General features: G+C 67.7%; 14 protein-coding genes. 2 read left to right on the forward strand and 12 right to left on the reverse strand.

From position 1 onward, the window contains the following. The 12 genes from bamA to dnaE all read right to left on the reverse strand — a co-directional run bounded on the left by bamA (nt 1) and on the right by dnaE (nt 13,701). Nucleotides 1-2,367, reverse strand: coding sequence for an outer membrane protein assembly factor BamA (gene bamA, locus Sp245p_RS09865; RefSeq protein ID WP_014240158.1), 2,367 nt, complete (start codon nt 2,365-2,367; stop codon nt 1-3). A gap of 29 nt (nt 2,368-2,396) precedes the next feature. Beyond that, a complete protein-coding gene (gene rseP, locus Sp245p_RS09870) occupies nt 2,397-3,530 on the reverse strand; it encodes an RIP metalloprotease RseP (protein ID WP_014240157.1) in 1,134 nt (377 codons plus the stop codon). Between the two features lie 54 nt (nt 3,531-3,584). Beyond that, complete coding sequence (locus tag Sp245p_RS09875) at nt 3,585-4,775, reverse strand: 1-deoxy-D-xylulose-5-phosphate reductoisomerase (protein ID WP_014240156.1); 1,191 nt, start codon at nt 4,773-4,775, stop codon at nt 3,585-3,587. A 7-nt stretch (nt 4,776-4,782) separates the two neighbouring features. Then, nucleotides 4,783-5,631 carry a phosphatidate cytidylyltransferase gene (locus Sp245p_RS09880; protein ID WP_014240155.1) on the reverse strand — a complete coding sequence of 283 codons (849 nt, stop codon included), beginning with the start codon at nt 5,629-5,631 and terminating at the stop codon, nt 4,783-4,785. Beyond that, nucleotides 5,576-6,313: an isoprenyl transferase gene (locus Sp245p_RS09885; protein WP_014240154.1), complete on the reverse strand. Its 738-nt coding sequence runs from the start codon at nt 6,311-6,313 to the stop codon at nt 5,576-5,578. The genes Sp245p_RS09880 and Sp245p_RS09885 overlap by 56 nt, the downstream gene beginning before the upstream one ends. A 4-nt stretch (nt 6,314-6,317) precedes the next feature. Then, nucleotides 6,318-6,875 carry a ribosome recycling factor gene (gene frr / locus Sp245p_RS09890; RefSeq protein WP_014240153.1) on the reverse strand — a complete coding sequence of 186 codons (558 nt, stop codon included), beginning with the start codon at nt 6,873-6,875 and terminating at the stop codon, nt 6,318-6,320. Between the two features lie 3 nt (nt 6,876-6,878). Continuing rightward, nucleotides 6,879-7,634 carry a UMP kinase gene (gene pyrH, locus Sp245p_RS09895; RefSeq protein ID WP_014240152.1) on the reverse strand — a complete coding sequence of 252 codons (756 nt, stop codon included), beginning with the start codon at nt 7,632-7,634 and terminating at the stop codon, nt 6,879-6,881. Nucleotides 7,635-7,688: 54 nt separating this feature from the next. Next, complete coding sequence (gene tsf / locus Sp245p_RS09900) at nt 7,689-8,618, reverse strand: translation elongation factor Ts (protein ID WP_038528340.1); 930 nt, start codon at nt 8,616-8,618, stop codon at nt 7,689-7,691. Nucleotides 8,619-8,733: 115 nt separating this feature from the next. Beyond that, nucleotides 8,734-9,519, reverse strand: a complete 786-nt coding sequence (gene rpsB / locus Sp245p_RS09905; protein WP_038528344.1) for a 30S ribosomal protein S2 — start codon at nt 9,517-9,519, stop codon at nt 8,734-8,736. Between the two features lie 199 nt (nt 9,520-9,718). Then, the gene (locus tag Sp245p_RS09910) at nt 9,719-9,994 is read right to left on the reverse strand and encodes a type II toxin-antitoxin system RelE/ParE family toxin (protein WP_014240150.1); all 276 of its coding nucleotides are present in this window, start codon (nt 9,992-9,994) and stop codon (nt 9,719-9,721) included. Continuing rightward, entirely contained in the window at nt 9,991-10,170 is a 180-nt protein-coding gene (locus tag Sp245p_RS09915; protein WP_014240149.1) for a hypothetical protein, read from the reverse strand. The genes Sp245p_RS09910 and Sp245p_RS09915 overlap by 4 nt, the downstream gene beginning before the upstream one ends. Nucleotides 10,171-10,218: 48 nt before the next feature. Continuing rightward, complete coding sequence (gene dnaE, locus Sp245p_RS09920; RefSeq protein WP_014240148.1) at nt 10,219-13,701, reverse strand: DNA polymerase III subunit alpha; 3,483 nt, start codon at nt 13,699-13,701, stop codon at nt 10,219-10,221. Between the two features lie 190 nt (nt 13,702-13,891). Here dnaE and Sp245p_RS09925 point away from each other — a divergent pair, with 190 nt between their 5' ends. Both Sp245p_RS09925 and Sp245p_RS09930 read left to right on the forward strand, forming a co-directional pair. After that, a complete protein-coding gene (locus Sp245p_RS09925; RefSeq protein WP_041811012.1) occupies nt 13,892-14,494 on the forward strand; it encodes a hypothetical protein in 603 nt (200 codons plus the stop codon). Between the two features lie 81 nt (nt 14,495-14,575). Further along, nucleotides 14,576-15,463: an EamA family transporter gene (locus Sp245p_RS09930; protein ID WP_014240146.1), complete on the forward strand. Its 888-nt coding sequence runs from the start codon at nt 14,576-14,578 to the stop codon at nt 15,461-15,463. Nucleotides 15,464-15,475 lie beyond the last annotated feature (12 nt).

Below are 15,475 nucleotides of genomic sequence, written 5' to 3' on the forward strand. Positions count from 1 at the left end.
TTAGAACCTGGTTCCAAAGCTGAAGCGGAAGATCTCTTTCTTGTCGTAATCTTCCTTGAGAATCGGGACCGCAAAGTCAAGGCGGATCGGCCCGAAGGGCGAGCGCCAGGACAAGCCGGTGCCGACCGACAGGCGGACCGATTCGTCGTCGGGGACGAGCGGATCGTTGATGTCGACCTTGCCCAGCGTGCCGACGTCGGAGAAGGCGTGGCCCTTCAGCCCGAACTCCTCGGGCAGGCCGACCGGGAAGCTCATCTCCACCGACCCGCGGTAATAGCGGGTGCCGCCCAGGGCGTCACCGGTGCGCAGGTCGCGCGGGCCGATGCCGGCGGTGTTGAAGCCGCGCAGCGTGTCGCCGCCCAGGAAGAAGCGGTCGGACAGGAAGACGTCCTTGCCGATGCCGACGATGTAGCCGATTTCACCCGTGGTGCTGAGCACCCAGCTTTCGTCGAACAGCGGCAGATAATAGCCGGCGCCGAGGCGGTTGCGCAGGAAGCGCGCGTTGCCGCCCAAGCCGGCGAAATCGTTCGTCAGGCGGACGTAGTAGCCTTCCGTCGGGTTGAGGCGGCTGTTGCGGCGGTCGTAGGTCAGCTCCTGTCCGATCAGCGACGTCGTGCGCGCGCCCTTCTGGTCCTGAATGTACTGGGACGCCGAGCTGGGAACGCTGGTGATGTCGGTGTTCTGGAGCTGGTAGTAGACGCGCTGGCGCAGGTTCTCCGTCAGCGGATAGCCCATGCGCAGGGCCATGCCGGTGCTCTTCTCGTCGAAGGAGCTTTCGTCCTGATAGTCGCGGGTGATGCGGAACAGGTCGAAACCGGCGGACAGGTCGCGGTCGAGGAAGTACGGCTCGGTGAAGGAGACGTCGTATTCCTGGCGGCTGCCCGACACGGTGGCGCCGAAGCGCAGATCCTGGCCGCGGCCCAGCAGGTTGCGCTCGCGGATCGAGAAGTCGGCCAGCGGACCGTCCGAGGTCGAGTAGCCGGCGCCGATGGAGATTTCACCGGTGGACTGCTCGGTCACCTCGACGTTCATCACGGTGCGATCGGGCGCCGAGCCTTCCGCGGTGGTGATGTTGACGCGCTCGAAATAGCCCAGATCCTTGATGCGCTGCTCGGAGCGGCGCAGCTTGGTCGTGCTGAACGGGTCGCCTTCGGACAGCAGCATCTCGCGCCGGACCACCTTGTCCAGCGTGCGGACGTTGCCGGTCACGTCGATGCGCTCCACGAAGACGCGCGGCCCCTCGACGATGTCGTAGACGATGTCGATGGTCTGGTTGTCACGGTTGCGCGAAATCCGCGGCCGGACGTCCACGAAGGCGTATTGCAGGTCGCCGACCGCGTTGGACAGCTTGGTGATGGTGTTCTCCACCTCCTGCGCGTTGTACCAGTCGCCCTCGCGCGTGGTCAGCACGCTGCGCAGTTGCTCCGGGTCCAACGCCTTCAGAGAGGTGCTGATGTCCATTTTGCCGAACTTGTAGCGCTCGCCCTCGTCCACCGTGAAGGTGATGACGAAGTCCTCGCGGTCCGGCGTCAGCTCCGCCACGGCGGAGACGACGCGGAAGTCGGCGTAACCTTCCTTGAGGTAATAGCGGCGCAGCAGGTCGCGGTCGTAGTTCAGGCGGTCCGGATCGTAGTTGTCGTCCGACGTCATGAAGCGCCACCAAGCGCTTTCCCGCGTCTGGATCGCCTCGCGCAGCGTCCCGTCGGAGAACTTCTCGTTGCCGATGAAGGTGATGCTGCGCACGCCGGTGCGCACACCCTCGTTGATCTCGAACACCAGATCGACGCGGTTCTGGTCGAGCTGGATGATCTTCGGCTCGACGGTCGCGGCGAAGCGGCCCTGGCGGCGGTAGATGTCCAGGATGCGCTGCACGTCGCTCTGGACGCGCGTGCGGGTGTAGACGACGCGGGGACGGAGCTGGATTTCCTTTTCCAGATTCTCCTTCTCGATGCGCCGGTTCCCCTCGAAGGCGATGCGGTTGATGATCGGGTTTTCCGCCACCTGCACCACCAGCGCGTCGCCGTCGCGCTTCAGCACGACGTCGGCGAACAGGCCCGTGTTGAACAGGGCCTTCAGCGACTGGTCGATGCGGTCGGGATCGAAGGGATCGCCGGGCGCCACCGCGAGGTAGGAGCGGACCGTCGTCGGCTCGATGCGCTGGACGCCCTCCACCCGGATGTCCCGGATGGTGCCGCCCGAGAACATCTGCGCCACCAGCGTCCCATCGCCAAAGGCGGCGGATTTCGCCGCCCCCGGATTGGGCGCGCCCGCCTGGGCCCAGGCTGCGTGGGAAAGGGCAAGAGAAACCGTCGTCATGGCGCAACCGGCCATCAGGCCGAACGCCAGAACCCTGCTCGACACCCGCAAAGCTCGCTCCCTGGCTTTGGGGGCATCCCTCAGGAAATGAGCCCCCTAAAGAAATCCACCACGCGAAGCTGAACGAGATCGTTCCACGTGGCGAAAACCATGAGCGTTAATACCAAAGCAAGCCCGATGCGGAAACCGTATTCTTGCGCTTTAGGTCCGAGAGGACGCCCACGGAGTCCTTCAAGGGCGTAGAACATCAGATGGCCGCCGTCAAGCAGCGGAACCGGAAACAAATTGATCATGCCGAGGTTCACCGACAGGAAGGTCATGAACCAAATCAGCGGGTACCAGCCGGATTGCGCGACCTCGCCGGACATCTGGGCGATGCGCAGCGGCCCGCCCAGCTCCTCGGTGCCGCGCGAGCCCTCGATCATCTGGCCGAGCGCCACGAAGGTGCCGGACACCATGCCGACGACCTCCCGGCCCGCCTGCCACAGGGCGGTCAGCGGGTCGTGGCGCTTCGTCTCAGCCCCGCCGCGCATGATTCCCAACTGGCCGATGCGGTGGGTGTTGCCGAGTCGGTCGGTGACCTCGCGCACGTCCGGAGTCGCCGTCAGATTGACCGAACGCCCGTCGCGCTGCACCACCATCTCCAGCGGCGCGCCCGGCTGCATGGAGACGATCTGTCGGATTTCCTCGAATCGCTGGATGCCGCTGCCGTTGATCGAGACGATCAGATCGCCCGGCTGCAGCCCGGCGCGCTCCGCGGCGCTGCCCGGCTGCACGCCGCCGACGTCCGGCGGGGTGAAGGACTGGCCGGCGGTGGCGAAGAGGATGGTCAGGGCGACGATGGCGAACAGGAAATTCGCGATGGGTCCCGCCGCCACGATGGCCGCCCGTTGGCCAAGCCGCTTGTGGTGGAAGGAGACCGCCTGCTCCTCGGCGCTCATGCTCTGCGTGTGGGCGCCGGGCGTGCTTGCCGGATCGGCGTCGCCGAACATCTTCACATAACCGCCGAGCGGGATCGCGCTGAACTTCCAGCGCGTTCCGGAGCGGTCGGTCCAGCCGAACAGCTCCGGGCCGAAGCCGATGGAGAAGACCTCGATCCGCACGCCGTTGCGGCGCGCCACGAGGTAGTGACCGAGTTCGTGCACAAACACGAGCACGGTGAGGACCAGCAGAAAAGACAGAAGCGTGGTCCCGAAGCCGCCCATGACGTCCATCACATCCTTTGCATCCCGGAGCGGCTCCTTCGCGGCCCGCGCCCGGAAAAAGACTCAGCGTGCCAGGGCCGCGACCCGGTCGGCCGCCACGCGGCGAGCCTCGGCGTCGGTGTCGCGCACCGCGCCCAGGTCGCGGAGCGGCCGGTGCGGCAGCGTGCCCAACACCCCCTCGACGATCCGTTCGATGTCGAGAAAGCCGATCCGGCGGTCGAGAAACGCCTGCACGGCCACCTCGTTGGCGGCACTGAGAATAGTAGGAGCGCCCCCACCGCTTTGCAAGGCGGCCCGGGCGAGCCTCAGGGCCGGGAATCGCTCGGGGTCCGGCGCCTCGAAGGTCAAGGTTGCGGCCTTGACGAGGTCCAGCCGTTCGGCGGGCGTCGGGATGCGCGCCGGCCAGCCGAGCGCGTAGGCGATCGGCGTGCGCATATCCGGCGTGCCGAGCTGCGCCAGGACCGAGCCGTCCACATACTCGACCAGCGAATGCACGACCGATTGGGGGTGGACGAGCACGTCGATCTTCTCTTCGGGGACACCGAAGAGGAAATGCGCCTCGATGATCTCCAGCCCCTTGTTCATCATGGTGGCGCTGTCGATGGAGATCTTGGCGCCCATCTCCCAGGTCGGGTGGGCGACCGCCTGCTCGCGCGTCGCCGCCGCCATGAAGGCACGGTCCTTCGTCCGGAAGGGGCCGCCTGAGGCCGTCAGGATCAGGCGCTGCACGCTGTCCAGACGGTCGAAATCGAAGACCTGGTAGATCGCCGAATGCTCGCTGTCCACCGGCAGCAGGTTGGCGCCGTGGCGGCGCACCTCCTCCATCATCAGGGCGCCGGCGCAGACCAGCACCTCCTTGTTGGCGAAGGCGACGCAGGCGCCGCGGCGCACGGCGGCCAGCGTGGGCTCCAGCCCGGCGGCGCCGACGATGGCGGCCATCACCCAGTCGGCGGGACGCTCCGCGGCCGCGGCCACCGCCTGCGGCCCGGCGGCGGCCTCCACGCCGGTACCGGCCAACGCCTCCTTGAGGTCGGCGTAGGCGGCGGGGTCGGCGACCACGGCCAGCTTCGGGCGGAGTTGCCGCGCCTGTTCGGCGAGGAGGGCGACGTTGCGGTTGGCGGTCAGCGCCTCCACCGCAAAACGCTCCGGATCGCGGGCGACGAGGTCCACCGTCTGCGTGCCGACCGACCCGGTCGAACCGAAGATCGTCACGCGGCGCGGCGCGTCCCCCGCCCCTTCAGCCTTCACAACCATGACCCCGTCACCACCATGCGATTGCCGTGCCGATGGTCGCGTGGAACAGGGCCAGCACCGGGGCGGCGGCGAGCAGCCCGTCGATGCGGTCCAGGATTCCCCCGTGACCAGGAATGAGATGGCCGCTGTCCTTCACGTTGTAACGGCGCTTGACCGCGGATTCGAAGAGGTCGCCCGCTTGCGCCACCACGGCCAGGACGGCGCCCACCGCAAGAGCCAGCAGCGGCCGTTGCGCGCCCGCGGCCAGAGCCACCCCCCACCCCACCAGGGCGGAAGAGGCCATCCCGCCGATCAGGCCGGCCCAGGTCTTCTTCGGGCTGATGCGCGGGGCCAGCTTCGGTCCGCCGATCGTGCGTCCGGCGGCGTAGGCGCCGATGTCGGTCGCCCAGACGCCGAGCATGGTGAAGAGGAACAGCGCGAGGCCGGACTCCGGGTCATCGCGCAGCCACATCAGCCCGGCCAGACCGGCCACGACATAGAGGATGCCGCCCCCCGACAGACCGCGATCCGGCCCGCCCGAGGCCACGGCCACGCCAGCGCTGGCCAGGATGGCGACGACGACGGCCGCCCACGGCCCGGCGGCGATCTGCGCAGCCAGCGCCAGGAGGACGCCGGCCACCGATAACGCGATGGCCGCACCCTTGCGGCGGCAGGGAACGAGGTTGCCCCACTCCACGGCGGAGGCCACGGCACCGAGCGCGATCAGGACGTGAAAAACCCAGCCGCCGGCCCAGACCGCGGCCAGGACGAGCGGAGCCAGGACGAGCGCCGAGATGGCGCGCGTCTTCAGGTCGCCGGATTTAGCGGGTGCCGGTGGTTGCGCCGAAGCGACGTTCCCGTCGGTGGAACTCTTCAATCGCCGCCTCCAGGTCACGCTTGGAAAAGTCAGGCCAGAGCGTGTCCACGAAGACCAGCTCGGCATACGCCGCCTGCCAGAGCAGGAAGTTGCTGATGCGCTTCTCGCCGCTGGTGCGGACGATCAGGTCGGGGTCCGGGATGTCGGCGGTGAACAGGCGTTCGGACAGCCGGTCCTCGGAGATGTCCGCAGGATCGAGCGTCCCCGCCCTCACCTCTTCGGCCAGACGCCGCGCCGCCAGCGTAATCTCCTGGCGGGAGCCGTAGCTCAACGCCACCACGAGGGTCAGCTTGCGGTTGTCGCGGGTCAGATTCTCGGCGTTGTCGATCAGGCCGACGATGTCCTTGGACAGGCGGGCCCGGTCGCCGATGACGCGCAGGCGCACGCCGTTGCGGTGGAGGTCGGCAATCTCGCTGCGCAGGTAGAAGCGCAGGAGCTGCATGAGGTCGGACACCTCCTCCTCCGGCCGACGCCAGTTCTCGGACGAGAAGCTGAAAATCGTCAGATAGCCGATCCCCAGGTCGCCCGCGGCTTCGACCGTCCGGCGGACGGCGTCCACGCCCTTTTTATGGCCGGCGGTGCGGGGCAGCCCTCTGGACTTCGCCCAACGCCCGTTGCCGTCCATGATCACGGCCACGTGCGCGGGCGGGCGCAGGGGGCGGCTGTCTTCCGCGTCGCGCATGCCGTCAGACCTGCATGATGTCCTTTTCTTTCGCCGCAAGCGCATCATCGACCAGCTTGATGTACTGGTCGGTCAGCGCCTGGACCTTCTCGCCGAGCCCCTTGTGCTCGTCCTGCGAGATGTCGCCGGCCTTTTCGGCCTTCTTCAGGCCGTCCATGCCGTCGCGGCGCACGTTGCGCACGGCGACGCGGGCCTGCTCGGCGTACTTGTGGGCGACCTTGGCCAATTCCTTGCGGCGCTCCTGCGTCAGGTCGGGCAGCGGCACGCGGATCGACTGGCCCTCCGTCTGCGGGTTCAGGCCGAGGCCCGAATCGCGGATGCCCTTCTCCACGGCCTTGACCATGCCGCGATCCCACACCTGCACGACGATCAGGCGCGGCTCCGGCACGCTGACGGTGCCGACCTCCTTGAGGTGCATCCTGGCGCCGTAAGCCTCAATGGTGACGGGCTCAAGCAGGCTGGCGGAGGCACGGCCGGTGCGCAGACCGCTCAACTCCTTGCGAAACGCCTCAAGCGCTCCTTCCATGCGGCGCTTGAGATCCGATGCATCGGGCGCAGCCACGGCTCACTCCGTTTCTTCGTTGATGATCGTAAACTTGCCCCGGCCCTGCATCACCTCGGCGAAGGCGCCGGGGGTGTGGATCGAGAACACGAGTATGGGGATGTGGCTCTCACGCGCCAAGGAGATCGCGGAAGCGTCCATCACCTGCAGATCGTTCGCCAGGACTTCGAGATAGCCCAGGCGCTCGTAACGCTGCGCGTCCTTCACCTTCTTCGGATCGGCGGTGTAGACGCCGTCCACCTGCGTGCCCTTCAGCAGGGCGTCGCAGCCCATCTCCGACGCGCGCAGCGCGGCGGCGGTGTCGGTGGTGAAGAAGGGGTTGCCGGTGCCGGCGGCGAAGATCACCACGCGGCCCTTTTCCATGTGCCGGATGGCGCGGCGCCGGATGTACGGCTCGCACACCGACGACATGGGAATGGCCGACTGCACGCGGGTCGCGACACCCATCCGCTCCAGAGCGCTCTGCATCGACAGGGCGTTCATCACGGTGGCGAGCATCCCGATGTAGTCGGCCGAGGCGCGCTCCATGCCGCTCGCCGCACCCTTCACCCCGCGGAAGATGTTGCCCCCGCCGATGACCAGGCTGACCTGGACGCCCAGCTGGATCACCGCCTTCACCTCGTTGGCGACGCGGTTGACCACCTCCGGGTCGAGGCCGTAGTCGCGCTGACCCATCAACGCCTCGCCCGACACCTTCAGCAGGACTCGTTTGAAGCGGATGCCGTCAGCCGGCTCGGTGGTCCCGGTGGTCTGGGCCATGGGGGGCTTTCTCCCGGTTGGTGTGAAGAGTGCGTGCGGCGGGTCGCCGGGTCCTTACTTCTGGCCGGCGGCGGCGGCGACTTCGGCGGCGAAATCGCTCTCCGCCTTCTCGATGCCCTCGCCCAGCGCGAAGCGGACGAAGCCCGTCACCTTGACCGGGGCGCCGACGTCCTTGGCGGCGTTCTCAACCACCTTGCGGACCTTGGTCTCGCCGTCGATCACGTAGGTCTGCTCCAGCAGCACCACTTCCTCGTAGTACTTGCGGATGCGGCCTTCGAGCATCTTCTCGACGATGTTCTCCGGCTTGCCCGAGGCGCGGGCCTGCTCGGCGAGCACGTTGCGCTCACGCTCCAGGGCAGAGGTGTCGACGTCGGCGATGTCCAGGGCGTCCGGACGGGCGGCGGCGATGTGCATGGCGATCTGCTTGCCCAGATCGTTCAGCTTGGCGGCGTCGCCGGTCGACTCCAGGGCGACCAGAACGCCGATCTTGCCGAGGCCCGGCGCGATGGCCGAGTGGACGTAGGACACGACGACGCCCGCCGGGACCGACAGCTTGGCCGAACGGCGGATGTTCATGTTCTCGCCGATGGTGGCGATCAGGTTGGTCAGCTCTTCCTGGACCGTGCGGCCGGCGTCCGGATAGGCGGTGCCCTTCAGGCCCTCGACGTCGCCCGAACCCGACAGGGTCAGCTCGGCGGCCTTCAGGGAGAAGGCCTGGAACTTGTCGTTGCGCGCGACGAAGTCGGTCTCGGCGTTCACCTCGACGACGGCGCCCGCGGTGCCGGCGGTGGCGACGGCGACCAGACCCTCGGCGGCGACGCGGCCGGACTTCTTGGCGGCGGCGGCGAGGCCCTTCTTGCGCAGCCAGTCAACGGCGCCCTCGAGGTCGCCCTGGGTCTCGGCCAGCGCCTTCTTGCAGTCCATCATGCCCGCGCCGGTCTTCTCGCGCAGTTCCTTGACGAGCGCGGCGGTAATCTCGGCCATGGTTTCGCCCTCTTCCTTCCGAACAGATCCAAGCGGATCGGGTTGATCCAAACAACTCATAAAAAAGGCAGCCGGGCCATAGGTCATAAGGCCCGGCTGCCCCGTATCACCGGGATCAGGCCTGGGCCTGTTCGGCCTCGGCCCCTTCCTCTTCCGGCAGCTGCTCGGCCGGAGCCTCCTCGGAGGAGCCGACGTCGATGCCGGCGGCGCTCATCTCAGCCTGCAGACCGTCGAGCACGGCGCCGTTCACCAGCTCGCAGTACAGGTCGATGGCGCGCAGGGCGTCGTCGTTGCCGGGGATCGGGAAGGCCACGCCGTCCGGATCGGAGTTGCTGTCGATCACCGCGATGACCGGAATGCCGAGCTTGTTGGCTTCCTTGACCGCGATCGACTCCTTGTTGGTGTCGATGATGAAGAGGACGTCCGGCAGGCCGCCCATCTCCTTGATGCCGCCCAGCGCGCGCTCCAGCTTGTCGCGCTCGCGGGTCAGCTCGAGGATTTCGCGCTTGGTCAGGCCCGAGGTGTCGCCGCCCAGACGCTCTTCCATCTCGCGCAGGCGCTTGATCGACTGGGAGATGGTCTTCCAGTTGGTCAGCATGCCGCCGAGCCAGCGGTGGTTGACGTAGTACTGGCCGCACTTCGACGCGGCCTCGGCCACCTTCTCCTGGGCCTGGCGCTTGGTGCCGACGAACAGGACGCGGCCGCCGCCGGCGACGACGTCACGGACGGCCTGCAGGGCGCGGTGCAGAGCCGGGACGGTCTGCTCCAGGTCGATGATGTGCACGCCGTTGCGCACGCCGAAGATGTACGGACCCATCTTCGGGTTCCAGCGACGGGTGTGGTGACCAAAGTGGACGCCGGCTTCGAGCAGCTGGCGCATGGTGAAAGACGGAATAGCCATTTGGAAAAGTCCTTTTCCGGTTGCTCCGCCGCGGGCACTGTCCGTTTGACAGGACACCGGATCGGGCCATCGGGGTAAAGCCGAGGGACCGCCAGCCCGCGTGAGGTTTTGACGACGGCGCTTACATAGCCCGCCGCAACCGCTTTGGCAACACCGGTTTGCCAATTCGGTCGGAAGCGCGATCCTGTTTTCTCAGCGGTTAACCGCGGTCTTGAGCGCTGTGCCAGAGCCGCAGGATCGAAACGGTTTCGTCTTCGCCGATGTCGTAGACGATGACATAGGGACGGACGACGACCAGTTCCCGCGTGCCCTCGACCAAGCCCCGGCGGCCGCGTCGCGGAAACACCTGCAGGCTGTCACCCGCAAGAACCAACTCCTGGGCCAGGCGCCGAGCGGCGACCGGATTTTCCTGCGAGACATAGTGCAGGATGCGGACGAGGCCGGCACGCGCCGCCGCTCGCCAGACGACCCTCACAGGTCACGAGCCTCCGGCGGCTCCGCACCGAACTCACCCTCGGCCACCCGCAACAGCCATTCCCGCATCTGCTCGTGCGGCACGCCGCGCCGGTCTGCGCGCGCCGTTGCGACCGCAGCCTTCAGAGCATCGGATTCGGCGGCTTCATCGTCGATCTGGCGGGCGAGGTTCGGCATGGCTTGAATATGACATCCCGGCGCGGCCTTTTCCAGCTGTGCACCCGATTACAGTTCCACCACCTCGACCACCCCCGGCACCGCCTTCAGCGCGGCACGGCTCTGGTTGGTGATGTTGAAGGAGCCCGGAAGCTGGATCTCCACCTCCTTCAGCGGGTCGATCTCGACCAGCAGGTGGATCTTGCCCTTGCCGCGGGCCAGCCGCTCCAGCATGCCGCGGATGCTCTCCACCGGCCCGCCGTCGCGCACCACCACCTTCAAGCCGTCGGAGACCTGGGCGACGGCGTCCTCCAGCGGCTTCACCTCCTGGCAGGTCAGACGGATGTCCTCGCCGTTCATCTGAACGTCCACGGTCATCAGCACCGGGCGCCCGGCCTCGAGCAGGTCGCGGTTGGTCGCCAGCACCTCGGAGAAGACCGTCACCTCGTAGCCGCCGCTGCTGTCGGACAGCTCCACGAAGGCGAAGCGGTTGCCCGACTTCGCGGTCTTCTCCTTGCGGCTGACCACGATGCCGGCGACGCTGCGCCGGGTCGAGCCGCCGCCGGTCACCGCCGTGGCAAGGTCCGCCGACCGCACCACCCTCATGCGGCCAAGCGGCCCGGCGAAGGCGTCCAGCGGGTGGGCGGACAGGTAGAAGCCGATGGCGCCGAACTCGTGCTTCAGCTTTTCCAGCGGCTCCCATTCCTTGACCTTGGGCAGGTCCGGCTCCTTCAGTCCGCCCCCGGCGCCGCCGAACAGGTTGCCGATGCCGCTGTCGCGCTCCGCCGCTTCGGCCTGGGCGTAGCGGATCAGCGTCTCCAGCGCCGCGTGCACCTGCGCGCGGTTCGGGTTGATGCCGTCGAAGGCGCCGGCGCAGGTCAGGTTTTCGAGCTGGCGCTTGTTGATGGTCTTGAGGTCGAGGCGGCGGGCGAAGTCGAAGAGGCTCTTGTAGGGGCCGTTCTTCCGCCGCTCCTCGACCACCGCCTTCATCGCCGGCAGGCCGACTCCCTTCACCGCGGCCAGCGCGTAGCGCACCGCCTTGGTGCCGTCGGGCAGCGCCTCCACCCCGAAGATGCTGTCGGACTTGTTGATGTCCGGCGTCAGCAGCTTGATCTTCAGCCGCACCAGCTCCTGCCGGAAGACGTTCAGCTTGTCGGTGTTGCCGAGGTCGAGCGTCATCGACGCCGCCATGAACTCCACCGGGTGGTTCGCCTTCAGATAGGCGGTGTGGTAGGCGACCAGGGCGTAGGCGGCAGCGTGGCTCTTGTTGAAGCCGTAGCCGGCGAACTTGGCCACCTGATCGAAGATCATGCTGGCCTGATCGGGGTCCACGCCCTTGTCCTTGGCGCCGACGACGAACTTGTCGCGCTCCTTGTCCATCTCCTCCTTGATCTTCTTGCCCATGGCGCGGCGCAGAAGATCGGCGCCGCCCAGCGAATAGCCGGACAGCACCTGGGCGATCTGCATGACCTGCTCCTGGTAGATCATGATCCCGAAGGTTTCCTTCAGGATCGGCTCCAGGGCCGGATTCATGTAGTCGGGCAGCTCCTCCCCGTTCTTCACCTTGATGTATTTGGGGATGTTGTCCATCGGGCCGGGGCGGTAGAGCGACACCAGCGCGATGATGTCCTCGAGCCGGTTCGGTTTCAGCCGGCGCAGCACGTCGCGCATGCCCGAACTTTCCAGCTGGAACACGCCGGTCGATTCGGCGCGCCCCAGAATCTCGTAGCTTCGGGGGTCATCCAGCGTGACGGTGGTCAGGTCCGGCTTCTCCGGGATCAGGTCCACCGCCGTCTTCAGCACGGTCAGCGTCTTCAGGCCGAGGAAGTCGAACTTCACCAGCCCGGCCTGCTCGACGAACTTCATGTTGAACTGGGTGACCGGCATGTCGGAGCGCGGGTCTCGGTACAGCGGCACCAGATCGTGCAACGGCCGGTCGCCGATCACCACGCCCGCCGCGTGGGTCGAAGCGTGGCGGTACAGACCCTCCAGCTTCAGCGCGATGTTGACGAGGCGCGCCACCGTCTCGTCGCTGTCGCGGGCCTGGCGCAGCATCTCCTCGCTGTCGAGCGCCTGCTGGAGCGTCACCGGGTTGGCCGGGTTGTTCGGCACCAGCTTGCAGATCTTGTCCACCTGCCCGTAGGGCATCTGGAGCACGCGCCCGACGTCGCGCAGCACGGCGCGGGCCTGGAGCTTTCCGAAGGTGATGATCTGGGCGACGCGGTCGTAGCCGTACTTATCCTGGACATAGCGGATCACCTCTTCACGGCGGTCCTGGCAGAAGTCCACGTCGAAGTCGGGCATCGACACGCGTTCGGGATTCAGGAAGCGCTCGAACAGCAGGCCGAAACGCAGCGGGTCCAGGTCGGTGATGGTCAGCGCCCAGGCGACGACCGAGCCGGCGCCCGAACCGCGGCCCGGCCCCACCGGGATGTCGTGCGACTTGGCCCACTTGATGAAGTCCGACACGATCAGGAAGTAGCCGGGGAACTTCATCGACACGATGACGTCCAGCTCGAACTCCAGCCGCTCGAAATAGGTCTTGCGGGTTTCCGCGCGCTGCTCCGGCGTCATGTCCGGGGTGTAGACGACGCTGTTCAGCCGCATCTCCAGACCCTCGCGGGACTGGGCGCGCAGTTCCTCCCCCTCGTCGCGGCCGCCCTCGCAGGGGAAGGGCGGCAGGATGGGCTTGATCGGCTTCAGCAGGAAGGAGCAGCGCTTGGCGATGGCGACCGTGTTGTCCACCGCCTCCGGCAGGTCCTTGAACAGCTCCCGCATCTCCTCGGCCGACTTGAAGCGGTGGTCGGGGGTAAGGCGGCGACGCTCGGTCTGGCTGATGTAGGCGCCCTCGGCGATGCAGAGCAGCGCGTCGTGCGCCTCGTACATGTCCTCGGTCGCGAAATAGCAGTCGTTGGTGGCGACCAGCGGCAGATCGTGGGCGTAGGCGAGATCGATCAGCGCCGGCTCGATGGCGTCCTCGATCACCGCGAAATGGTCGCGGTGGCGCTGAAGCTCGATGTAGAGGCGGCCGGGGAACAGCCGCTTCAGCCGCTCCAGCACGTCGAGCGCCAGATCCTTCTGCCCCTCACCCAGCAGCCGCCCGACCGAGCCGGCGGGACCGCCGGTCAGCGCGATCAGCCCGGCGGAATGGCCCTCCAGCGCGTCCAGCGGGATCTGCGGCCCGGCCATCGGGTCCGATTCCAGGAAAGCCCTGGACACCAGCTTCATCAGGTTCCGGTAGCCCTCGTCGGTCTGGCAGAGCAGAACGAGCTGGTCGGGGACCGACGCCGCCTTGCCCGGCAGGCCCGGCTTGCCGTTGGCGGGACCGACTCGGGTGATGCCCAGGACCGTGCCGATGATCGGCTGCACGCCCGAATCCGCGGCGGCCAGCGCGAACTCCAGCGCGCCGAACAGGTTGCCGGTGTCGGTCACGGCGACCGCCGGCATCTCCTTCTTCTGGCAGAGCTTGACCAGCTCCTTCACCTTGATGGCGCCCTCGGACAGGGAATAGGCGGAGTGGACGCGCAGGTGGATGAAGTCGGCGTGGGGCATGGCGGAGATGGGCACCGGTTCCAGCGAAAGGGGGACGTCTCTCCTAGTCGTCGCGCATCCCGTCCCGCACTGCAAGGGACCAAGCGCGGGCCCGGCCATGCGGCGATGCGCCAACCCTGTCGAAGGTAAGGGATGATTCCCCGATCATGCGTGTTCGTGCTATCGAAAGAGGCAGAGCCACGATCCGAGAATGACCCGTTCCATGCGCCGCATCCGCTCCAGCGCCGTCCTGGCGGTGCTGGCGGCCACGCTCCTCACGGCTTGCCAGACCACCGGCGCCCCCGCACCGTCCGCGGAGCAGACCCACCGGCCGCCGCCGACCGCTACGCCCGCTTCCCCCCTGTCCGACGCGCCGGGGCGCGTCGTCGCGCAGAACAAGGGCTGGGTCGTGCGGGCGCATCCGGCGACCAAGACCGGCTCGGCCTATTGCTACGCCACGCGGGCGGACGACTCCTCCCCCCTCTCCTTCCGGGCGACGGCGAAGGGCGCAGCCATGCTGGTCAACGCCGACCAGCACGCCCAGGCCGGCAAGGACACAGAAAGCCGCCTGACCGCCATCTTCCCCGATGGCGAGACCATGGCGCTGGAGGCCAGCCCCCTGCCCGACGGCGGCGTGGTGGTTCCGGTCGAGCTGCCGAAGTACGAGGACCTGTTCGAGCCCTTCATGCGGTCGCGCGCGGTGACGCTGCAGCGGGACGGCGGCGGGACGGAGATCGGCGACGTCAATCTCGGCGGCTCCTCCTGGGCGCTGGCCGCGCTGGACGAGTGCCGCATTCTGCATACGGATAAGTGAGGAGATTCGGGGGTCTGACCCGCAATGGATGCATCGGACACCGCATTGACCGGCGGGTTGCCCGCCTCTAGCCTCCACCCCATGCGCACCGCCCACATCGGCCTTGCTGTCGCCGTCGCGGCGATCTGGGGCTTCAACTTCGTCGCCATCAAGGTCGGCCTCGCGGACTTTCCGCCGATCCTGTTCTGCGCCCTGCGCTTCGCGCTGGCGGCGCTGCCGCTTCTCGTGCTGGGGGTTCGCCGCGGTCCGCCGGTGCCCTGGCGCTTCATCCTGGGCATCGGGATGGTGCTGGGGGTGGTGAAGTTCTCGCTGCTGTTCGTCGGGATGGACATCGGCATGCCGGCGGGGCTGTCGTCGCTGGTGCTGCAGTCGCAGGCCTTCTTCACCGCCCTGTTCGCCGCGGCGCTGCTCGGCGAACGGCCCGGACCGAAGCAGGTCCTGGGCATGGCAGTGGCCTTCGCCGGGATCGGCCTGATCGCGCTGGAGATGCCGGCGGGCGATTCGCTGCTCGGTCTGGGGCTGGTCATGGCCGCCGCGGCCACCTGGGGCGTGGCGAACCTGCTGATGAAGCAGGCCAAGGCGCCGGACCTGTTCCGCATGATGGTGTGGGTCAGCGTGGTGCCGCCGATCCCGCTGCTGCTGCTGTCGCTGGGGATGGAGGGGCCGGAGCGGGCGTGGCAGGCCCTGACCCATCTGACACCGCTGGGCGTCGGGGCGGTGGCCTACATCGCCTTCGGGGCGACGCTGTTCGGCTTCGCCGCCTGGGGCTTCCTGCTGCGCCATTACCCGGCGAGCCTGGTGGCGCCCTTCTCGCTGCTGGTGCCGGTCTTCGGCATGAGTTCCAGCGCGCTGGTCCTGGGGGAGAGCTTCACCCCGCTGAAGATGGCCGGCGCGCTTCTGGTGCTTGCCGGGCTGGCGGTGGCCGTGCTGAAGCTGCCCTCCGCACGGCCCGCCACCCATCGGCCCTGATTTGGGCCTGAT

It is taken from the genome of Azospirillum baldaniorum (assembly GCF_003119195.2).
Classification (GTDB): domain Bacteria; phylum Pseudomonadota; class Alphaproteobacteria; order Azospirillales; family Azospirillaceae; genus Azospirillum; species Azospirillum baldaniorum.